Raw genomic sequence first — 15,685 nt, forward strand, 5'->3', positions numbered from 1 at the left:
GCAATCTTATGGCTACTCCCACTAAACCCACCCCAGACTCCCCTGCCGGCGAACGCATTGAAGACATCGATGTCACGACCGAGATGCAGGGCTCGTTCTTGGAGTACGCGTACTCCGTCATCTATTCGCGCGCACTCCCCGATGCCCGCGACGGACTGAAGCCCGTTCAACGCCGCATTCTTTACCAGATGAGCGAAATGGGACTGCGGCCCGAAAAGGGTCACGTCAAGTCATCGCGCGTCGTCGGCGACGTTATGGGAAAGCTTCACCCCCACGGCGACGCCTCCATTTACGACGCCATGGTGCGCCTGACCCAGAGCTTCATCCTCCGGGTGCCGCTCATCGACGGCCACGGAAACTTCGGTTCGCTGGATGACGGCCCTGCCGCACCGCGGTACACCGAAGCCCGCCTGCAGGCGTCCGCGATCGCGATGACGGACGATCTCGATGAAGATGTTGTCGACTTCGTGCCGAACTACGACAATTCCACAACCCAGCCCGAGGTCCTCCCTGCGGCCTTCCCGAATCTTTTGGTGAATGGCGCGAGCGGTATCGCTGTCGGCATGGCCACCAACATGGCTCCGCACAACCTCATCGAGGTCGTGGGGGCAGCGCGGCACCTGCTGGCTCACCCCGACGCAACGCTCGAAGAACTCATGCAGTTCGTGCCCGGCCCCGACCTCCCCACTGGCGGCAGAATCATTGGCCTCAGCGGCGTAAAAGACGCCTACGCTAATGGCCGTGGTGCCTTCAAGACCCGCGCCACTGTGGCGGTGGAGTCGATCACGGCCCGCAAGATGGGTCTCGTGGTCACCGAGTTGCCATACTTGGTCGGTCCCGAACGCGTTATTGAGAAAATCAAAGACGGCGTCAATAACAAGAAGATCGTTGGCATCTCTGACGTTACTGACCTCACCGACCGTAATCACGGACTGCGCCTCGTTATCGGCATCAAAACTGGCTTCAGTCCGGATGCCGTACTCGAGCAGCTTTACCGTTTGACTCCGCTCGAAGATAACTTCAGCATTAACGCCGTGACGCTCGTCGACGGTCGCCCTCAGACCCTCGGCCTGAAGGCACTCTTAGAAGTCTTCTTGAAGCACCGCTTGCAGGTCGTCACTCGCCGCAGCAAGTTCCGTCTCGCTCGTCACCTCGAACGCCTGCACTTGGTTGAAGGCTTGCTCATTGCAATCGTCGATATCGACGAAGTTATTCAGGTCATTCGCCAGAGTGACGACAGCGATCAGGCTCGCACGCGCCTGCGCGAAGTATTTGATCTGAGCGAATTACAAGCCGAGTACATTCTTGAGCTGCGACTGCGTCGACTCACCAAATTCAGCCGCATCGAGCTGGAAGCCGAGGCAGAGAAGCTTCGGGCCGAGATCGCTCGACTTCAGGCCTTGCTCGCCGATGACACTCTCATCCGAGCACTCGTCGGAGACGAACTCGACGCCGTGGCGGAGAAATTTGGAACGCCGCGACGCACGCTGCTGACAGAAGCTCCTGCCTCCATCGCCACAACATCACGTGCAGCTGCGCGCAAAAACCAGCCTGTGCTTGAGATCGCCGACGAGCCGTGCGTGGTGTTGCTCTCGACAACAGGTCGAATCATTCGAGTCGGAATCAGCGAAGGCGACACCGTTTTGGCCGGGTCGCGTCGATCGAAGCACGACGCAATCCGTTCACGCGTGACAACTACAAGCCGCACTGAGATCGGTGCGATCACGAACCGCGGCCGACTCATCCGCTTCACCGCAATAGACCTGCCCAATGTGCCGACGAGTTCTGTTCAGCTCGGTGCCGGCGCCAAGATTAGCGAGTACTTAACGCTCGACAAGAAAGAGCGTGTGCTGGCGATTGTGTCGCTTGAGAGTGATCAGCCCATTGCTCTCGCTACCCGCCAGGGCACCGTCAAACGCGTCACACCAGGCGTCTGGCCGTCAAAACCGGACTTCGAGATCATCTCGCTCAAGCCAGGTGACGAACTCGTTGGGGCGGCTCACAGCGCCGACGACGCTGAACTCACCTTTGTCACCTCCGACACCCAACTGCTGCACTTTGCGGCTTCCGCTGTGCGCCCGCAGGGGCTCAGCGCGGGCGGCATGGCAGGTGTGCGGGTCAATTCTGGTTCCGAAGTGATTTTCTTCGACGCACTGGATGCTGACTCCGAAAACGTCGCGGTCACGATCTCAGGTTCGAGCGTCACCATTCCGGGCACAGATCCTGGTCGGGTGAAGCTCAGCGAATTTTCCCAGTTCCCGGCCAAGGGTCGCGGCACCGGTGGAGTTCGCGCTCATTCGCTACTGAAGGGCGAGGACGTCCTCACTCTCGCGTGGGTTGGCGCTGTGCCAGCGACGGCCGTCGGACCGGATGGTGCCGTGCGCCAGCTGCCGACCGAACGTACCAAGCGAGACGGTTCGGGCATGCCGCTCGACAGCGTCATCGGATCCATCGGCTCTACGCCGTAGGACCGCGGACTTCCGGCGGCACAGAACACAGCCGCACAGCCGAGAGGGCTGCCACCTGATCGATTCAGATGGCAGCCCTCTCGCTGCTTCAGTCACCATCGGTGCCGCGGCGTCAATGACGCCCCGCATCCGCTTGGCTGCTAAATGTCAATACGGTCGCGGTCGAGACCCTGACCTTGAATGATGAATTCCTTGCGCGGCGCAACCTCGTTGCCCATCAGCAGTTCGAACACGGTTCCGGCGCTTTCGGCATCCGAAATATTCACGCGGCGGAGAACACGGTTGTTGCGGTCCATTGTGGTGGTTGCCAATTGGTCGGCGTCCATCTCTCCGAGGCCCTTGTAGCGCTGGATTGGATCTTGATAACGCTTGCCCGACTTCTTGAGCCCGGCGAGCACGCCGTTGAGTTCCTTTTCGGAATAGGTGTAGATAGTTTCATTGGGCTTCGACCCAGGATTCATGACGACGACCCTATGCAACGGTGGCACTGCGGCATATACACGGCCATCACGAATCATGTCAGGCATGTACCGGAAGAAGAGCGTGAGCAGCAAGGTGCGGATATGAGCACCGTCGACGTCAGCATCAGCCATGATGATGACCTTGCCGTACCGTGCTGTCGACAAATCGAAACTGCGTCCTGAACCGGCCCCGATGACTTGGATAATCGACGCGCACTCCGCATTCGACAGCATGTCGCTGATGGATGCCTTCTGAACGTTGAGGATCTTGCCACGGATCGGCAAGAGAGCTTGGTACTCGCTATCGCGGCCGAGCTTTGCCGTACCGAGAGCCGAGTCGCCCTCGACGATGAACAATTCGCTGTTGGCCACGTCGTTCGAGCGGCAATCAACCAACTTCGCGGGAAGGCTCGAACTTTCGAGCGCGTTCTTGCGACGTTGCGTTTCCTTGTGAGCACGGGCAGAAATCCGCGACTTCATTTCGGCGACGACCTTGTCGAGCACGAGCGCCGCTTGCGACTTGTCATCGCGTTTGGTTGACGTGAAGCGCTCTGAGAGCGCGGTCGCTACGACCTTGGCGACAATCGCACGCACCGCTGGCGTACCCAAGATCTCCTTGGTTTGACCTTCGAATTGAGGCTCCGGAACGCGAACGGTCAGCACAACAGTGAGGCCCGCAAGCACATCGTCTTTGTCGAGCTTGTCGTTACCCAGCTTGAGCCGGCGCGAGTTCTTCTCTGTCTCAGCGCGCAGAAACTTGAGCAGGCTTTGCTCGAACCCTGCGAGGTGCGTTCCGCCCTTGGGCGTGGCAATAATGTTGACGAAGCTTTTGATCACGGTGTCGTAGCCGGTGCCCCAACGCAGTGCAACATCCACGACACAGTCGCGGGAAACCTCGGTGGAAACCATGTGGCCGTTGTCTTGCAGCACCGGAACGCTCTCAGTGAATCCGCCGGATCCGGTGAGGCGCCAAATGTCGGTGATGGGCGGATCGACGGCCAGGTGCTCGACGAACTCAGAGATACCACCCTCAAAGGCGAACGATTCGTGGCGCGGCTCATCGCCACGCTCGTCCGTCACGTTCAGCGTGAGGTTGGGCACCAAGAACGCGGTCTGACGCAGACGGTCAATAAGCCCGTCGGATTGAAAACTCGCACCCTTGGTAAAGATCTGGCGGTCTGCCCAATACCGAACCCGGGTGCCGGTGCGCCCCTTGGGCACCTTGCCGATAACCCGCAACTCGCTGCCCGACACATAGGGGCTGAAGGGAGCATCCGGAGTCGGCTCCCCCTTATCGGCGAAAGTTCCTGGCTCGCCGCGATGGAAGGACATCGCGTACGTTTTGCCGTTGCGGTCAACCTCAACGTCGAGTCGCTCCGACAGCGCGTTTACGACTGAAGCACCTACGCCGTGGAGTCCACCCGACGCGGCATAGGATCCTGAACCAAACTTTCCGCCCGCGTGCAACTTGGTGAACACAACTTCCACGCCGGTGAGACCCGTCTTGGGCTCGACATCGACCGGGATGCCACGGGCCTTGTCACGAACCTCAACGCTCTCGTCGGCGTGCAGGATGACACTGATCTCCGAACCGTGCCCGTCAAGCGCCTCATCAACCGAGTTGTCGATGATCTCCCACAGGCAATGCATGAGCCCGCGTGAGTCGGTAGAACCGATGTACATACCTGGACGTTTGCGAACGGCTTCAAGGCCTTCGAGTACGGACAGGTGACGGGCTGAGTAGTCAGAGCTCGCCATAGTGATCTCCTAGGGTTTGACGACGGAAGGCCATCTTCTAGAGTACGTTCTCCGCCTGACATTGCCGCTCACCGACACCCGCGGCCGCACGCACGTCGCTCGCCGCCAGAAGCGCTACGCGCTGAGCGAAATGCCCGCAATGTAGGAAGAATCTTCAGGCACCCATGCTTGTATAGGCGTACGGAATAACAACCGCAAGCAAGAAGGAGTAGGCCATGTCAAACATTGCAACCGAAGACACCCCAGTCGATGAGATGGACTACACCCTCACGGCGGCTGACCGCTGTGACAGTTGTGGCGCGCAGGCATACATTCGCGCGACCCTCGCCAGTGGCGATCTTCTCTTTTGCGCCCACCACGGCGCCAAATTCAAAGACAAGCTGTTCCCGACAGCGATCAAGTGGCACGACGAGTCCAGCCGTCTGAATGCATAACGTAGCGTTGAGCATCATCAGATAGTTTGCTCGCCGCCGACACGTGTGTCGGTATGACCTTCGTAGGAGAACTGTGAAGCGCATCCGGCACTACGTGTCGCGACTTATCTCGCTCGACGTATCAAACATGCTCGCCGTCGCGCGAGCAATCAGCAAACGCAGCGGTACGCCCGTGATCGCGATCTTGCTGGACATGGTCTGGTGTTCCCTTGTCTACCAAGCGGGCTACCTCGATTATGAAGAGTTCGAGTTCAACGTTCTCAGTCGTGCTGAGCGCCGCACGTGGATTACGAGCGGCAACGCCAACTCCATCGTGGTGAAGTACAACCAGCGCGAGTACCGCGAACGTTTCTACGACAAGCCGACGTTCAACACCACTTTTGACAAGTGGCTCGGTCGCGCCTGGCTCGACTTGCGAACAGCTTCCGAAGCAGACTTCGTCGAGTTCGTCGCGCACCATGACCCCATCATGGTGAAGGTTGTCGACAGCATGAGTGGTGCAGGCATCGAAAAGCACGGCGGCAGTGATCTTGCTGACGCACCGGCCCTGTACCGCGAGTTGATGGACAAACGTCAGTTTCTCGTTGAAGCGTTCCTCGAACAGCATTCCGGCATGTCTGCGCTCTGCCCTACAAGCGTCAACTCACTACGAATGATCACCTTCTTCGACGGCTCCGACGTTCATGTGATGGAAGCGGTCCTGCGCATGGGCAATGGCGCCGAGGTCGACAACTACGGCCGCGGTGGCATGTATACCGTGCTGGATGAAAAGACCGGAATCGCGAGCTACGGTGCCTTCGACAAGTTCGCGAACACCTTCACCGTGCATCCCCAAACCGGCACACCGATCGTAGGATTTCAGGTTCCGCTGTACGACGAAGTGCTCGCCATGCTCGACACTGTCAGCCGCATCATCCCAGAAATCCCCTATGTCGGGTGGGACGTCGCGATTACGCCGAACGGACCGGCGATCATCGAGGGCAACTACAACACGGGCGTCTTTCAGATGAAGCCGAGCCTCACGGGAATCAAGACAGGCCTGTTGCCCAAGTTCCGCGAAGTCATCGACTTCTAGGGCACGACTCCCCCGGCCAGTTCACCTTGCGGTGGCTGGCTCGTGCCGAAGTGGAACTAAGCCCGGCGGATGACGCCGAGCGGGGTGCTCTGGTGGTCTTGCCCCAGTGGGTTGTCTTTCAACACTTTCAGCGCGAGCTCGCTGGTGGCCTTGTTTGACGTCGACCCCAGGATGTTGCCGCCGAAGTCATTGATGTCTACGACGAGAACCTCAATGTTGCGGCCGAGAGCGACCTTGATGTCTTGCGCGACACCATCTGGACGCGCCGGGCCGAGTACGACGTGCGAGTTATACGGCGGAATCGTGTTCTTCGTCGGACCATCGATTGCACGAGCCTTGGGCCCGGCAATGCGATAGAAGTCGCCACGACGCCCCACAAGCTTCGTCACCGCTGCAACAGCAGCAGCGAACAGAATGCGCGGCGTACCGCACTCCCGCAACGCCATCTCCATCGTTTCGGGCATACCTAAACCGATGCCGTGCGACGTCTTCGTGACGTACTTCGAGAGGAATGTGGCAAGCTTGCGCGGCTCCACCTCGGAGATCGGGTATGCCCGCCCCTGAGTGATTCCCACAATCTTTTCGGTCACAAAGAGAAGATCGCCATCCTGAACGACATCCGCGGCGTACTCCGACACGACCTGAACGATGTCGTCTTCACGAACCACCAACCGAGTCTTGATGGCAAGCCGTTCATAGACGACTCCATCAACCTCGACGGTGAGACTTTTTCCCGTGTTCGCTTCAGCACCCATTATTGGCCTATTCGAGGTAGTCGCGTAGTGACTGCGAGCGTGACGGGTGACGCAATTTCGCCATCGTCTTGGACTCGATCTGACGGATGCGCTCGCGAGTTACGCCGAACGTGTCACCGATCTGGTCGAGAGTTTTCGGCATTCCGTCGCCGAGGCCGAAGCGCATGCGGATTACTCCGGCTTCGCGCTCCGAGAGGGAATCAAGGAGGCTCTCAAGCTGCTTCTGCAGCATCGTAAAGCCCACAGCATCCGCTGGTACGACTGCTTCGGTGTCTTCGATGAGATCACCGAATTCGCTGTCGCCGTCTTCACCAAGCGGTGTGTGCAGCGAAATAGGTTCGCGGCCGTACTTCTGAACCTCGACAACCTTTTCTGGCGTCATGTCGAGTTCGCGGGACAGCTCTTCAGGCGTGGGCTCACGGCCGAGGTCCTGAAGCATCTGGCGCTGTACACGAGCGAGCTTGTTGATGACTTCAACCATGTGAACAGGAATACGAATCGTGCGAGCTTGGTCGGCCATTGCGCGGGTGATGGCCTGACGGATCCACCACGTTGCGTAGGTAGAGAACTTGAAACCCTTGGTGTAGTCGAACTTCTCGACTGCACGGATCAGGCCCAGGTTGCCCTCTTGAATGAGGTCAAGGAATTGCATGCCGCGACCGGTGTAGCGCTTCGCAAGCGATACAACAAGGCGGAGGTTGGCGCCGAGCAAGTGGCTCTTGGCACGCTGACCATCTTTCGCTACCCACTGAAGTTCGCGACCGAGCGTCGAGCGCACTTCGCCGGGGGCCATCTGGGAAAGCTTGTCTTCAGCAAACAGGCCAGCCTCGATACGCATTGCAAGCTCAACTTCTTGAGCAGCGTTAAGCAGCGCGACCTTACCGATTTGCTTCAAGTAGTCCTTGACCGGGTCAGCTGTAGCGCCAGTGATGGCGGCTGAATAGACAGGAACTTCGTCTTCATCATCAACAAGCGAAAGCACGAGCGCGCCCGTGGGCAATGCTTCATCTTTGCTCGTTGACTTTTCTTCTTGCTCGTCTTCGGCTTTTGACTCTTCGCCGTCTGCCTCAACGATCTCGGCGGCTGCTGCTGCGGCGGCCTTCTTGGTCCTAGTCGCTGGCTTTTTTGCTGCCGGCTTCTTGGCAGTTGACGCAGCGGCAGTCGACTTCGTCGTCGCAGCCTTCTTGGTCGTTGCCTTGGCGGTGGTGCTCTCGGCGCCTTCGGCGTCAGTCGCTACTTCTTCGACTGCAGCGGCAGCTTTACTGCGCGTGCCAGCCTTTGCTGCTGCTTTGGCAGGAGCCTTCTTTGCTGCGGGTGTGGACTCTGCAGCCTTCGTTCGGGTCGCCATCTGAACACCTTTCTGAGGTTTTCGGGCAGTACTAAGACCCATGTCAAGTCTCTGGCCCGTCTCACCGCATGGCGAAACAGATCTAGAAACAAGACCGGGTCTTACTCCTATTATGCCACGCTTTTCTCATGCTTCGCACCATGAGGGCGAACGAGCACAGCACTGGGCGTGAGGGTGGCGCTGAGGCGCACTGTTGTTGCAGAACCGCGGCTACTACAAAGGAAGTTCAGAGGCGCCGTCGGCATCTCCAGCTCGCTTGATAGCGAGGAACTTCTGCAACTCCGCGGCAATTTCATCTGCCGAGGGCAATTCGCCGGCTTCATCGGTCAACGGCGACCGCATGGGGTTTTCTTCCATGTAATTGTCGTGCCGCTCCTCCAACGTTCCTACGAGGCGAGCGAGTTCTTGATTGCTATCAACTTGACCATCAATCTTCGCGACGAATTCCCGACCTTCTTCGCGAAGACGGTCAGTGGGGAAGATAAGCCCGGTTGCGGCGCTCACACTCTCGAGTGCCGTGACAGCAGCAGTAGGCCATTCAGTATCAGCCAGGTAGTGCGGAATCAGGAGAACGAAACCAGCAACAGGATGTTCGAGCTCCTGCAAGCGGTACTCGATCACGTGCATTGCGTTGGCAGGCACTTGGGTGTGTGGCTTCCAGACGGAGAGCGAGTCGATGAGTTCCGATCGATTGCCGCTCACGGTCACTCCGATGCTGCGAGTGTGCGGCACCGGCATCGGGATGGAACTGAGCCACGTCGTCGACTTGACCTCAAGCTTCGAAATGAGTCTCAACACTGCTGCAGAGAAGCGCTCCCACTGGAAGTCAGGTTCGTAACCGGTGAGAAGCAAGAAGGGTTGCCCCAACTCATCCTTGGCCAAATAGAGTTCAAGCTTGGCTGGGCGGTAGTCGCTCAAATGGTCCTGATCGAAATAGATCATGGGACGACGTGCTCGGTAATCCAAGAGAGCGTCATTGTCGAAGGACGCAACAACGGTGCGCTCAAGGGTGTCGAGGAGGTATTGGCTTACTTGACTGACGGCACCACCGGCATCCGCAAAGCCCGTGAGTCCCGCTACAAGAGGGAGACCGCGCGGTACCCCAGCAACATCGGTGGCGATGTCATATAGGCCGGCTGGATCTCGCATGACTCCACTCTAATCGCGGCCGCGGAGGCATCCCCCTGTTTCGGCTCCACAGCGTCAAGCTCCTAGCGAACATGAAGGCGGATGCTGGTTATCATGAGGACATGACCGTTGCTACGTTGCACTTGTCCACCGCGCCCGCCTCCGAAGTTGAATCCGATGTTCTCGTTATCGGGGTGGTGAAAACCGACACCGGGCCGAAGCTCGTGGACACGTCGTCGCAACTTGCAACCTTTGAGCAAGCACTGAGTCTCATTGGCGCGACTGGTGCGGCTGACGAACTTCACCGCATCCCTGCGATCGGAATTGCTGCTCCTGCAGTCGCCTTCATCGGCCTCGGAGACGCTATCCCGACCGCCGAATCGTTGCGCTATGCCGCCGGTTCTGCCGCTCGCCAACTTCGCGGTGCGCCGCACATCACTCTTTCGCTCGGAGCCAAGTCGAGCGACGAAACGCTCGCGGTTCTCGAAGGCGCAGCTATTGGCGCCTACTCGTACGACGCCTACCGCTCTACTGCTCCCGACGCCAGCAAGAAACTCGCAAGCGATATCACCGTAGTGAGCCCCATCGACGATGCGGCGCTGATCGAGCGAGCAAACGCGATCGCCTACGCCACCCACGTGACGCGTGACATGGTTAATGAGGCGCCGAAAGAGCTCTATCCCGCTACCTTCGCCGACCGCGCGACCGAACTCGCATCGCTCGACAACGTTGAGGTCGAGGTTTACGCGGAAAAGGAACTCGAAGAGGGCGGCTTCGGCGGCATCCTTGGTGTCGGCCAAGGCTCCACTCGGGGTCCCCGCCTCGTCAAGATCAGTTACACCCCTTCTGATGCCGCGAAGCACTTGGCGCTCGTCGGCAAGGGAATCACTTTCGATTCGGGCGGGCTCTCCCTCAAGCCGGGACTCGGCATGATCGGCATGAAGTTCGACATGAGCGGAGCAGCCACCGTGATGGCGGTTGTCGAGGCATGCGCCAAGCTCGGCACAAACGTGCGATTGACCGCGTGGCTCTGCCTCGCCGAGAACATGCCTTCTGGCAGCGCAATTCGCCCGAATGACGTTTTGACGATCCGCGGCGGCAAGACCGTTGAGGTACTCAATACGGATGCTGAGGGACGACTCGTCATGGCGGACGGTTTGGTCGCCGCCAGCGAAGAAAACCCCGACGCCATCGTAGACATCGCGACACTGACCGGTGCCGCCGTTGTTGCCCTCGGCAACCGCTACGCCGGCACTATGGGCGATAAGGAACTCGTCAATCAAGTGGTTGCAGTTGCCGACCGTGTTGGCGAGCCTTTCTGGGCGATGCCCATCAGCCCTGAGCTCCGCCCGCTGCTCGCCTCCGATATTGCCGACATCGCCAATATCAAGCCGGGAAACACCGCGGGAGGCATGCTTATCGCCGCCGCGTTCCTCAAGGACTTCGTCGGCAAACGCCCCAACAGCACCGAAACCATCCCCTGGGCCCATATCGATATTGCGGGCCCATCAGACAACCGCGGCGGAGGCTGGGGTTACGTCGGCAAGGGTGCAACCGGAATCGGTGTTCGAACACTCATTGAACTGGCCGAGGAATTTTCTCGTCCGTAGTAAGGTTTTTTAAACGCGGGATCTTTCCGCACCATCCGGTCGCACTGACTACACATCGTGCGTGCCGACGAATAATTTCCTTACAGAGGAGCTGCTGTATTGGCTGAGCACAATTTTGACCTTGTCGTTCTTGGTGGAGGAAGCGGTGGTTACGCAGCTGCGTTGCGCGCCGCCGAACTAGGGATGACCGTTGGCTTGATCGAGAAGAACAAGCTCGGTGGCACTTGCCTGCACGTGGGCTGCATCCCGACCAAGGCACTCTTGCACTCCGCAGAAGTCGCTGACGTTACGCGCGAAGCAGCGAAGTATGGCGTCACCGCCACGCTCGACGGCATCGACATCTCTGCGGTAACCAAATACCGCCAAGACATCGTCGCGAGCAAATACAAGGGGCTGCAGGGCCTCATCAAGATGCGCGGTATCACCGTCATCGAGGGCGAAGGCAAACTCGTCGCGCCCAACACCGTTCAGGTTGGCGAAGACACCGTAGTAGGCAAGAACGTCATCTTGGCGACTGGCTCCTACTCTCGCTCGCTTCCGGGACTCGAAATCGGTGGCCGCGTCATCACCTCCGAGCAGGCACTTGAACTCGACTTCGTTCCGAAGAAGGTCGCCGTGCTCGGTGGCGGCGTCATCGGCGTCGAATTCTCGAGCGTCTGGAAGAGCTGGGGAGCCGACGTCACCATTATTGAAGGTCTCCCCCACCTCGTTCCTATGGAAGACGAGTCGGTCAGCAAGCAGTTCGAACGAGCATTCCGCCGTCGTGGCATCAACTTCCACACCGGCGTTCGCTTCAAGAGCGTCGAGCAGAACGACGACGGCGTCGTCGTTACTTTGGAAAATGGCGAGACAGTCGAAGCGGAGCTTCTGCTCGTTGCAGTCGGCCGTGGCCCGTCGACCGCTGGACTCGGCTTCGAAGAAGTCGGCGTTGAGATGGACCGCGGCTTCGTTCTCACGAACGAGCGCCTCGCCACCAACGTTCCTGGTGTCTACGCCGTCGGAGACATCGTTCCCGGCCTCCAGCTCGCTCACCGTGGATTCCAGCAGGGAATCTTCGTTGTCGAAGAAATCGCTGGACTGAAGCCCATCGTGATCGATGACCTCCACATTCCGAAGGTCACCTACAGCGACCCCGAGGTAGCGTCCATCGGCCTCAGCGAAGCTAAGGCGATCGAAGCCCACGGTGCTGACAACGTCAAGGCCTACGACTACAACCTCAGCGGAAACGGTAAGAGCGCCATCATCGGCACTGCTGGTTCCATCAAGGTTGTTCGCGTAGTCGACGGTCCAGTCATCGGAGTTCACATGATCGGAGCTCGCGTTGGCGAACTGATCGGTGAAGCACAACTGATCGTCAACTGGGAAGCACACCCCGAAGACATCACTCCGTTGCTTCACGCACACCCCACCCAAAACGAGGCTCTCGGCGAGGCATTCCTCGCTTTGGCCGGCAAGCCGCTGCACGCGGTCTAGGCTCCGCCTAACCACGGAACTAAGCTATTGATGACAAGCATCACAAAGGAGCAGTACTGATGAGCGAATCCGTTAACCTTCCGGCACTCGGCGAGAGTGTCACCGAGGGCACGGTGACCCGCTGGCTGAAGCAAGTCGGCGAGCGTGTAGAGGTTGACGAGCCCCTGCTCGAGGTCTCCACTGACAAGGTCGACACGGAGATTCCTTCTCCCGTCGCCGGTGTCATCGAAGAGATCTTGGTTGCCGAAGACGAAACAGTTGAAGTTGGCACCGCGCTGGTAAAAATCGGCGACGGATCGGGTGGCGCAGATGCTGCTCCTGCCGCTGAGGAAGCGCCTGCTGAAGCGGCTCCCGCTGCAGCAGAAACTCCTGCGGAAGAGCCTGCCGCTCCTGCTACTGAAGCCCCTGCGACTGAAGCAGCACCTGCTGCCGCGGCGCCTGCAGCTGCTGTAGCCGAAGCACCTACTGCGACTGAAGCGCCCGCTGCCGAGCCCGTAGCTCCGGCCGCTGAAACTCCGGCTGCGCCGACTGAAGCACCTGTTGCTGAAGCTGCTCCTGCCGCTGAAGCGGCGCCCGCCGCTGAAGCCGCGCCCGCCGCCGAAGCTGCTCCTGCAGCCGAAGCCGCGCCCGCCACTGAGGCTGCTCCTGTCGCAGAAGCTGAGCCCGTTGCTCAGGCCGCAGCTGAAGCACCTGCTGCAGAAGAAGCACCTACTACGACCGACAGCGATGACTCGCAAGCCGGTTACCTCACCCCTCTCGTACGCAAGCTTGCGAACGAGCGCGGCGTTGACGTCAGTACCCTCACCGGCACCGGTGTTGGTGGACGCATCCGCAAGCAGGACGTTCTTGCCGCTAGCGAAGCTGCGACTGAGGTTGCACTGGAAGCATCCGCTCCCGCGCCCGCTGCTCGGGAAGTGTCGCCTCTGCGCGGAACCACTGTTCCGATGTCGCGACTGCGCAAGGTTATTGCCGAGCGTGCCGTGCTCTCGATGCAGTCGTCTGCTCAACTGACATCCGTCGTTGAAGTTGACGTCACTGCCGTTGCGAACTACCGCAACGCTGTAAAGGACGAGTTCCTGGCTAAGACCGGCACGAAGCTGTCGTTCCTGCCGTTCTTTGCTCTCGCTGCCGCGGAAGCGCTGACCGTTCACCCGATCGTCAATGCAACGATCGAAGACAACGCCATCGTTTACCCCGCTCAGGAGAACATGAGCATCGCCGTGGACACCGAGCGTGGATTGCTCACGCCCGTTATCCGCGACGCTGCGTCACTTGACATTGCAGGACTTGCTGGCGAGATCGCAGATCTCGCGCAGCGCACCCGCGACAACAAGTTGACTCCTGATGAGCTCTCGGGCGGAACGTTTACGCTGACCAACACTGGTTCACGTGGCGCTCTCTTCGACACTCCAATCGTGTTCTTGCCCCAGTCGGCAATTCTCGGAACCGGAATCGTCACCAAAAAGCCTGTTGTGATCAGCGACGCAAACGGTGATTCCATCGGCATCCGTTCGATGGTCTACCTTGCGCTCAGCTACGATCACCGCATCGTTGACGGCGCGGACGCTGCTGGCTTCCTCGTTGATGTGAAGAACCGCCTCGAAGGCGGAGACTTCGCTGACAAGCTCGGAATCTAAGCACACGCAATTCACTCCGGAAGCGTATAGCTTCTGATTCGCCAACCGGCCTCGCCCTTCACTAGAAGAAGCGAGGCCGGTTTGCTTTCGTCTGCAGCAGAAAATTCGAAGAGCACGCTATCGCCCAACCGTTGAATCTCAACAGCATCCCCCGCAGTTATGAGCACCTCCGGGGAGAGTTCCGCACCGTTCAGCACGTTCGTAATCAGAGCAGAATCTGCGGCGAAGGCCGGAGACTCGGCACGAGCAACCGCGGCAAGGCACTCAATAGACAGATCCCGTAAGCACAAGTTACGGGTGGTCAACAACAATTCAAGAGCCTGGGCTGGGTCTGCCGGGAGGGCGTCCTGTGTGGCTTCCGGGTGTGCAGCTTCCGGGTCGGTCGGTGGCGATCGCACGGCGTCAGGTGCTGCCCCCATTGGCTCGCTTTCGTCCCCGGACGCCGCCGCCGAAGATTCCCCGCCTGTAGACGCAACGGCAGTCGATGTTTCCGTGTTCTCCAGAGATGCAACCACGACTGCCAGCACCACGCACAGTGCGCCGGCTGAGGCCAGCGCCCACGTGCGCTTTCGGATCGGGCGACACCAGTCGCGAAGCCCCACGATGCCGTTTGCTGCGCGGTGTTTGATTTCGGCCATAAGTTCCGCCAGCCGGCCCTGAAGCCACGGAGGAAGAGCCAGCACTGAATCGAGTTCGGTTCGAGGCTGCAGGAGAGCAGCATCCGCAAGCGCTCCACTGCTTCGTGTGAGCTGCGCAGAGTTGAGTGCTTCCGTTGCCTCAATAACACCCAAACGCACCGGTTCTGGGGCGCCCAAGGCGAACAGGCGTCGTTCACATTCGCCCTGCCAGTCGCTGGTGCGGAAATGAGTGTCGCTAGAAAGCCAGGACAGAAGCTCCGCCATGGGTGTGCGAACGTTATGTTCGAGCGAGACGGCAGCAAGAACACCACTCGCCACGACGGCATATGCCTGACGATCTTGGTGGAACCACGCGGAGTCGCACAGCTCGGCTGGCGTCGGAACGCTCCCGTGCAACCGCGCGGAGCTGAAGTCGACAAAGAACGGCGCACCGGCGCTATCGAAGTGCACAGCATCCATCGTCACGTTGCCGAGCGTGACCCCAGCATGGTGCACTCGGTTCAATGCCGCAGCCAACGGCGCAAGGATCGTGATCGCTTCCCCCGGACGCAGGGTTTGTCGTTCACGCATGACTCGCCTTAACGTGCTCGCAGTCTGCCACTGTGTAATGAGCGCGGGCACACCATCCGGGGCTGCCCCGACATCTTCCACAGGGACGGTGTGATCGCCCTGGGCTAATGCCAAGCACTCGATCTCAGTAAGCATCTTGAGGGCGAGGGTGTCAGGTGAGAAACGCTTGATCGCGTACACGCTAGACGATTCATCTCGCTCCCCATCGCTGTGGGCGCGGGAGAGAACAAGTCGCGAGGAGGAAGATTCGGCGAGCGTCCGAATGCTGAGGTAGCCAGCTATTGAGTCGTCATTCACAGCTCTATCCTTTGTCGCACGCACAAAGTTCCG

At 59.4% G+C, this 15,685-nt stretch carries 11 protein-coding genes; 6 read left to right on the forward strand and 5 right to left on the reverse strand.

What is annotated here, in order from left to right; genetic code table 11:
• Positions 1–8: 8 nt before the first annotated feature.
• A complete protein-coding gene (locus tag I6E52_RS01875; protein WP_197154470.1) occupies positions 9–2,468 on the forward strand; it encodes a DNA topoisomerase (ATP-hydrolyzing) subunit A in 2,460 nt (819 codons plus the stop codon).
• A gap of 140 nt (positions 2,469–2,608) precedes the next feature.
• Here the strand turns inward: I6E52_RS01875 and I6E52_RS01880 are convergent, their stop codons facing one another.
• Entirely contained in the window at positions 2,609–4,687 is a 2,079-nt protein-coding gene (locus I6E52_RS01880) for a type IIA DNA topoisomerase subunit B (RefSeq protein WP_197124514.1), read from the reverse strand.
• Between the two features lie 215 nt (positions 4,688–4,902).
• Here I6E52_RS01880 and I6E52_RS01885 point away from each other — a divergent pair, with 215 nt between their 5' ends.
• Complete coding sequence (locus I6E52_RS01885) at positions 4,903–5,121, forward strand: hypothetical protein (protein WP_197105747.1); 219 nt, start codon at positions 4,903–4,905, stop codon at positions 5,119–5,121.
• A gap of 73 nt (positions 5,122–5,194) precedes the next feature.
• A complete protein-coding gene (locus I6E52_RS01890; protein ID WP_197154471.1) occupies positions 5,195–6,196 on the forward strand; it encodes a sugar-transfer associated ATP-grasp domain-containing protein in 1,002 nt (333 codons plus the stop codon).
• A 56-nt stretch (positions 6,197–6,252) separates the two neighbouring features.
• Here I6E52_RS01890 and I6E52_RS01895 read toward each other — a convergent pair whose 3' ends face one another.
• The 3 genes from I6E52_RS01895 to I6E52_RS01905 all read right to left on the reverse strand — a co-directional run bounded on the left by I6E52_RS01895 (position 6,253) and on the right by I6E52_RS01905 (position 9,448).
• A complete protein-coding gene (locus tag I6E52_RS01895; protein ID WP_197154472.1) occupies positions 6,253–6,951 on the reverse strand; it encodes a coenzyme F420-0:L-glutamate ligase in 699 nt (232 codons plus the stop codon).
• 7 nt (positions 6,952–6,958) lie between these two features.
• Positions 6,959–8,341: an RNA polymerase sigma factor gene (locus I6E52_RS01900; protein ID WP_374059087.1), complete on the reverse strand. Its 1,383-nt coding sequence runs from the start codon at positions 8,339–8,341 to the stop codon at positions 6,959–6,961.
• Between the two features lie 171 nt (positions 8,342–8,512).
• Complete coding sequence (locus tag I6E52_RS01905) at positions 8,513–9,448, reverse strand: proteasome assembly chaperone family protein (RefSeq protein ID WP_197154474.1); 936 nt, start codon at positions 9,446–9,448, stop codon at positions 8,513–8,515.
• Between the two features lie 101 nt (positions 9,449–9,549).
• Here I6E52_RS01905 and I6E52_RS01910 point away from each other — a divergent pair, with 101 nt between their 5' ends.
• The 3 genes from I6E52_RS01910 (at position 9,550) to sucB (ending at position 14,147) form a co-directional block, all read left to right on the forward strand.
• Positions 9,550–11,037 carry a leucyl aminopeptidase gene (locus I6E52_RS01910; protein ID WP_197154475.1) on the forward strand — a complete coding sequence of 496 codons (1,488 nt, stop codon included), beginning with the start codon at positions 9,550–9,552 and terminating at the stop codon, positions 11,035–11,037.
• 99 nt (positions 11,038–11,136) lie between these two features.
• Positions 11,137–12,510: a dihydrolipoyl dehydrogenase gene (gene lpdA, locus I6E52_RS01915; RefSeq protein WP_197124501.1), complete on the forward strand. Its 1,374-nt coding sequence runs from the start codon at positions 11,137–11,139 to the stop codon at positions 12,508–12,510.
• A gap of 59 nt (positions 12,511–12,569) precedes the next feature.
• The gene (gene sucB / locus I6E52_RS01920) at positions 12,570–14,147 is read left to right on the forward strand and encodes a 2-oxoglutarate dehydrogenase, E2 component, dihydrolipoamide succinyltransferase (protein ID WP_197154476.1); all 1,578 of its coding nucleotides are present in this window, start codon (positions 12,570–12,572) and stop codon (positions 14,145–14,147) included.
• A gap of 11 nt (positions 14,148–14,158) precedes the next feature.
• On the opposite strand, the gene I6E52_RS01925 is transcribed toward sucB, so the two are convergent.
• Entirely contained in the window at positions 14,159–15,652 is a 1,494-nt protein-coding gene (locus I6E52_RS01925; RefSeq protein WP_197154478.1) for a hypothetical protein, read from the reverse strand.
• Positions 15,653–15,685: the final 33 nt, after the last annotated feature.

Source organism: Salinibacterium sp. NG253, assembly GCF_015864945.1.
Lineage (GTDB): Bacteria > Actinomycetota > Actinomycetes > Actinomycetales > Microbacteriaceae > Rhodoglobus.

Excerpts from the sequence above, each read along its gene's own strand:
- I6E52_RS01875 (WP_197154470.1), top strand. The coding sequence starts at position 9 with ATGGCTACTCCCACTAAACCCACCCCAGACTCCCCTGCCGGCGAACGC.
- I6E52_RS01880 (WP_197124514.1), bottom strand. The coding sequence starts at position 4,687 with ATGGCGAGCTCTGACTACTCAGCCCGTCACCTGTCCGTACTCGAAGGC.
- I6E52_RS01885 (WP_197105747.1), top strand. The coding sequence starts at position 4,903 with ATGTCAAACATTGCAACCGAAGACACCCCAGTCGATGAGATGGACTAC.
- I6E52_RS01895 (WP_197154472.1), bottom strand. The coding sequence starts at position 6,951 with ATGGGTGCTGAAGCGAACACGGGAAAAAGTCTCACCGTCGAGGTTGAT.
- I6E52_RS01900 (WP_374059087.1), bottom strand. The coding sequence starts at position 8,341 with ATGGGTCTTAGTACTGCCCGAAAACCTCAGAAAGGTGTTCAGATGGCG.
- I6E52_RS01905 (WP_197154474.1), bottom strand. The coding sequence starts at position 9,448 with ATGCGAGATCCAGCCGGCCTATATGACATCGCCACCGATGTTGCTGGG.
- I6E52_RS01910 (WP_197154475.1), top strand. The coding sequence starts at position 9,550 with ATGACCGTTGCTACGTTGCACTTGTCCACCGCGCCCGCCTCCGAAGTT.
- sucB (WP_197154476.1), top strand. The coding sequence starts at position 12,570 with ATGAGCGAATCCGTTAACCTTCCGGCACTCGGCGAGAGTGTCACCGAG.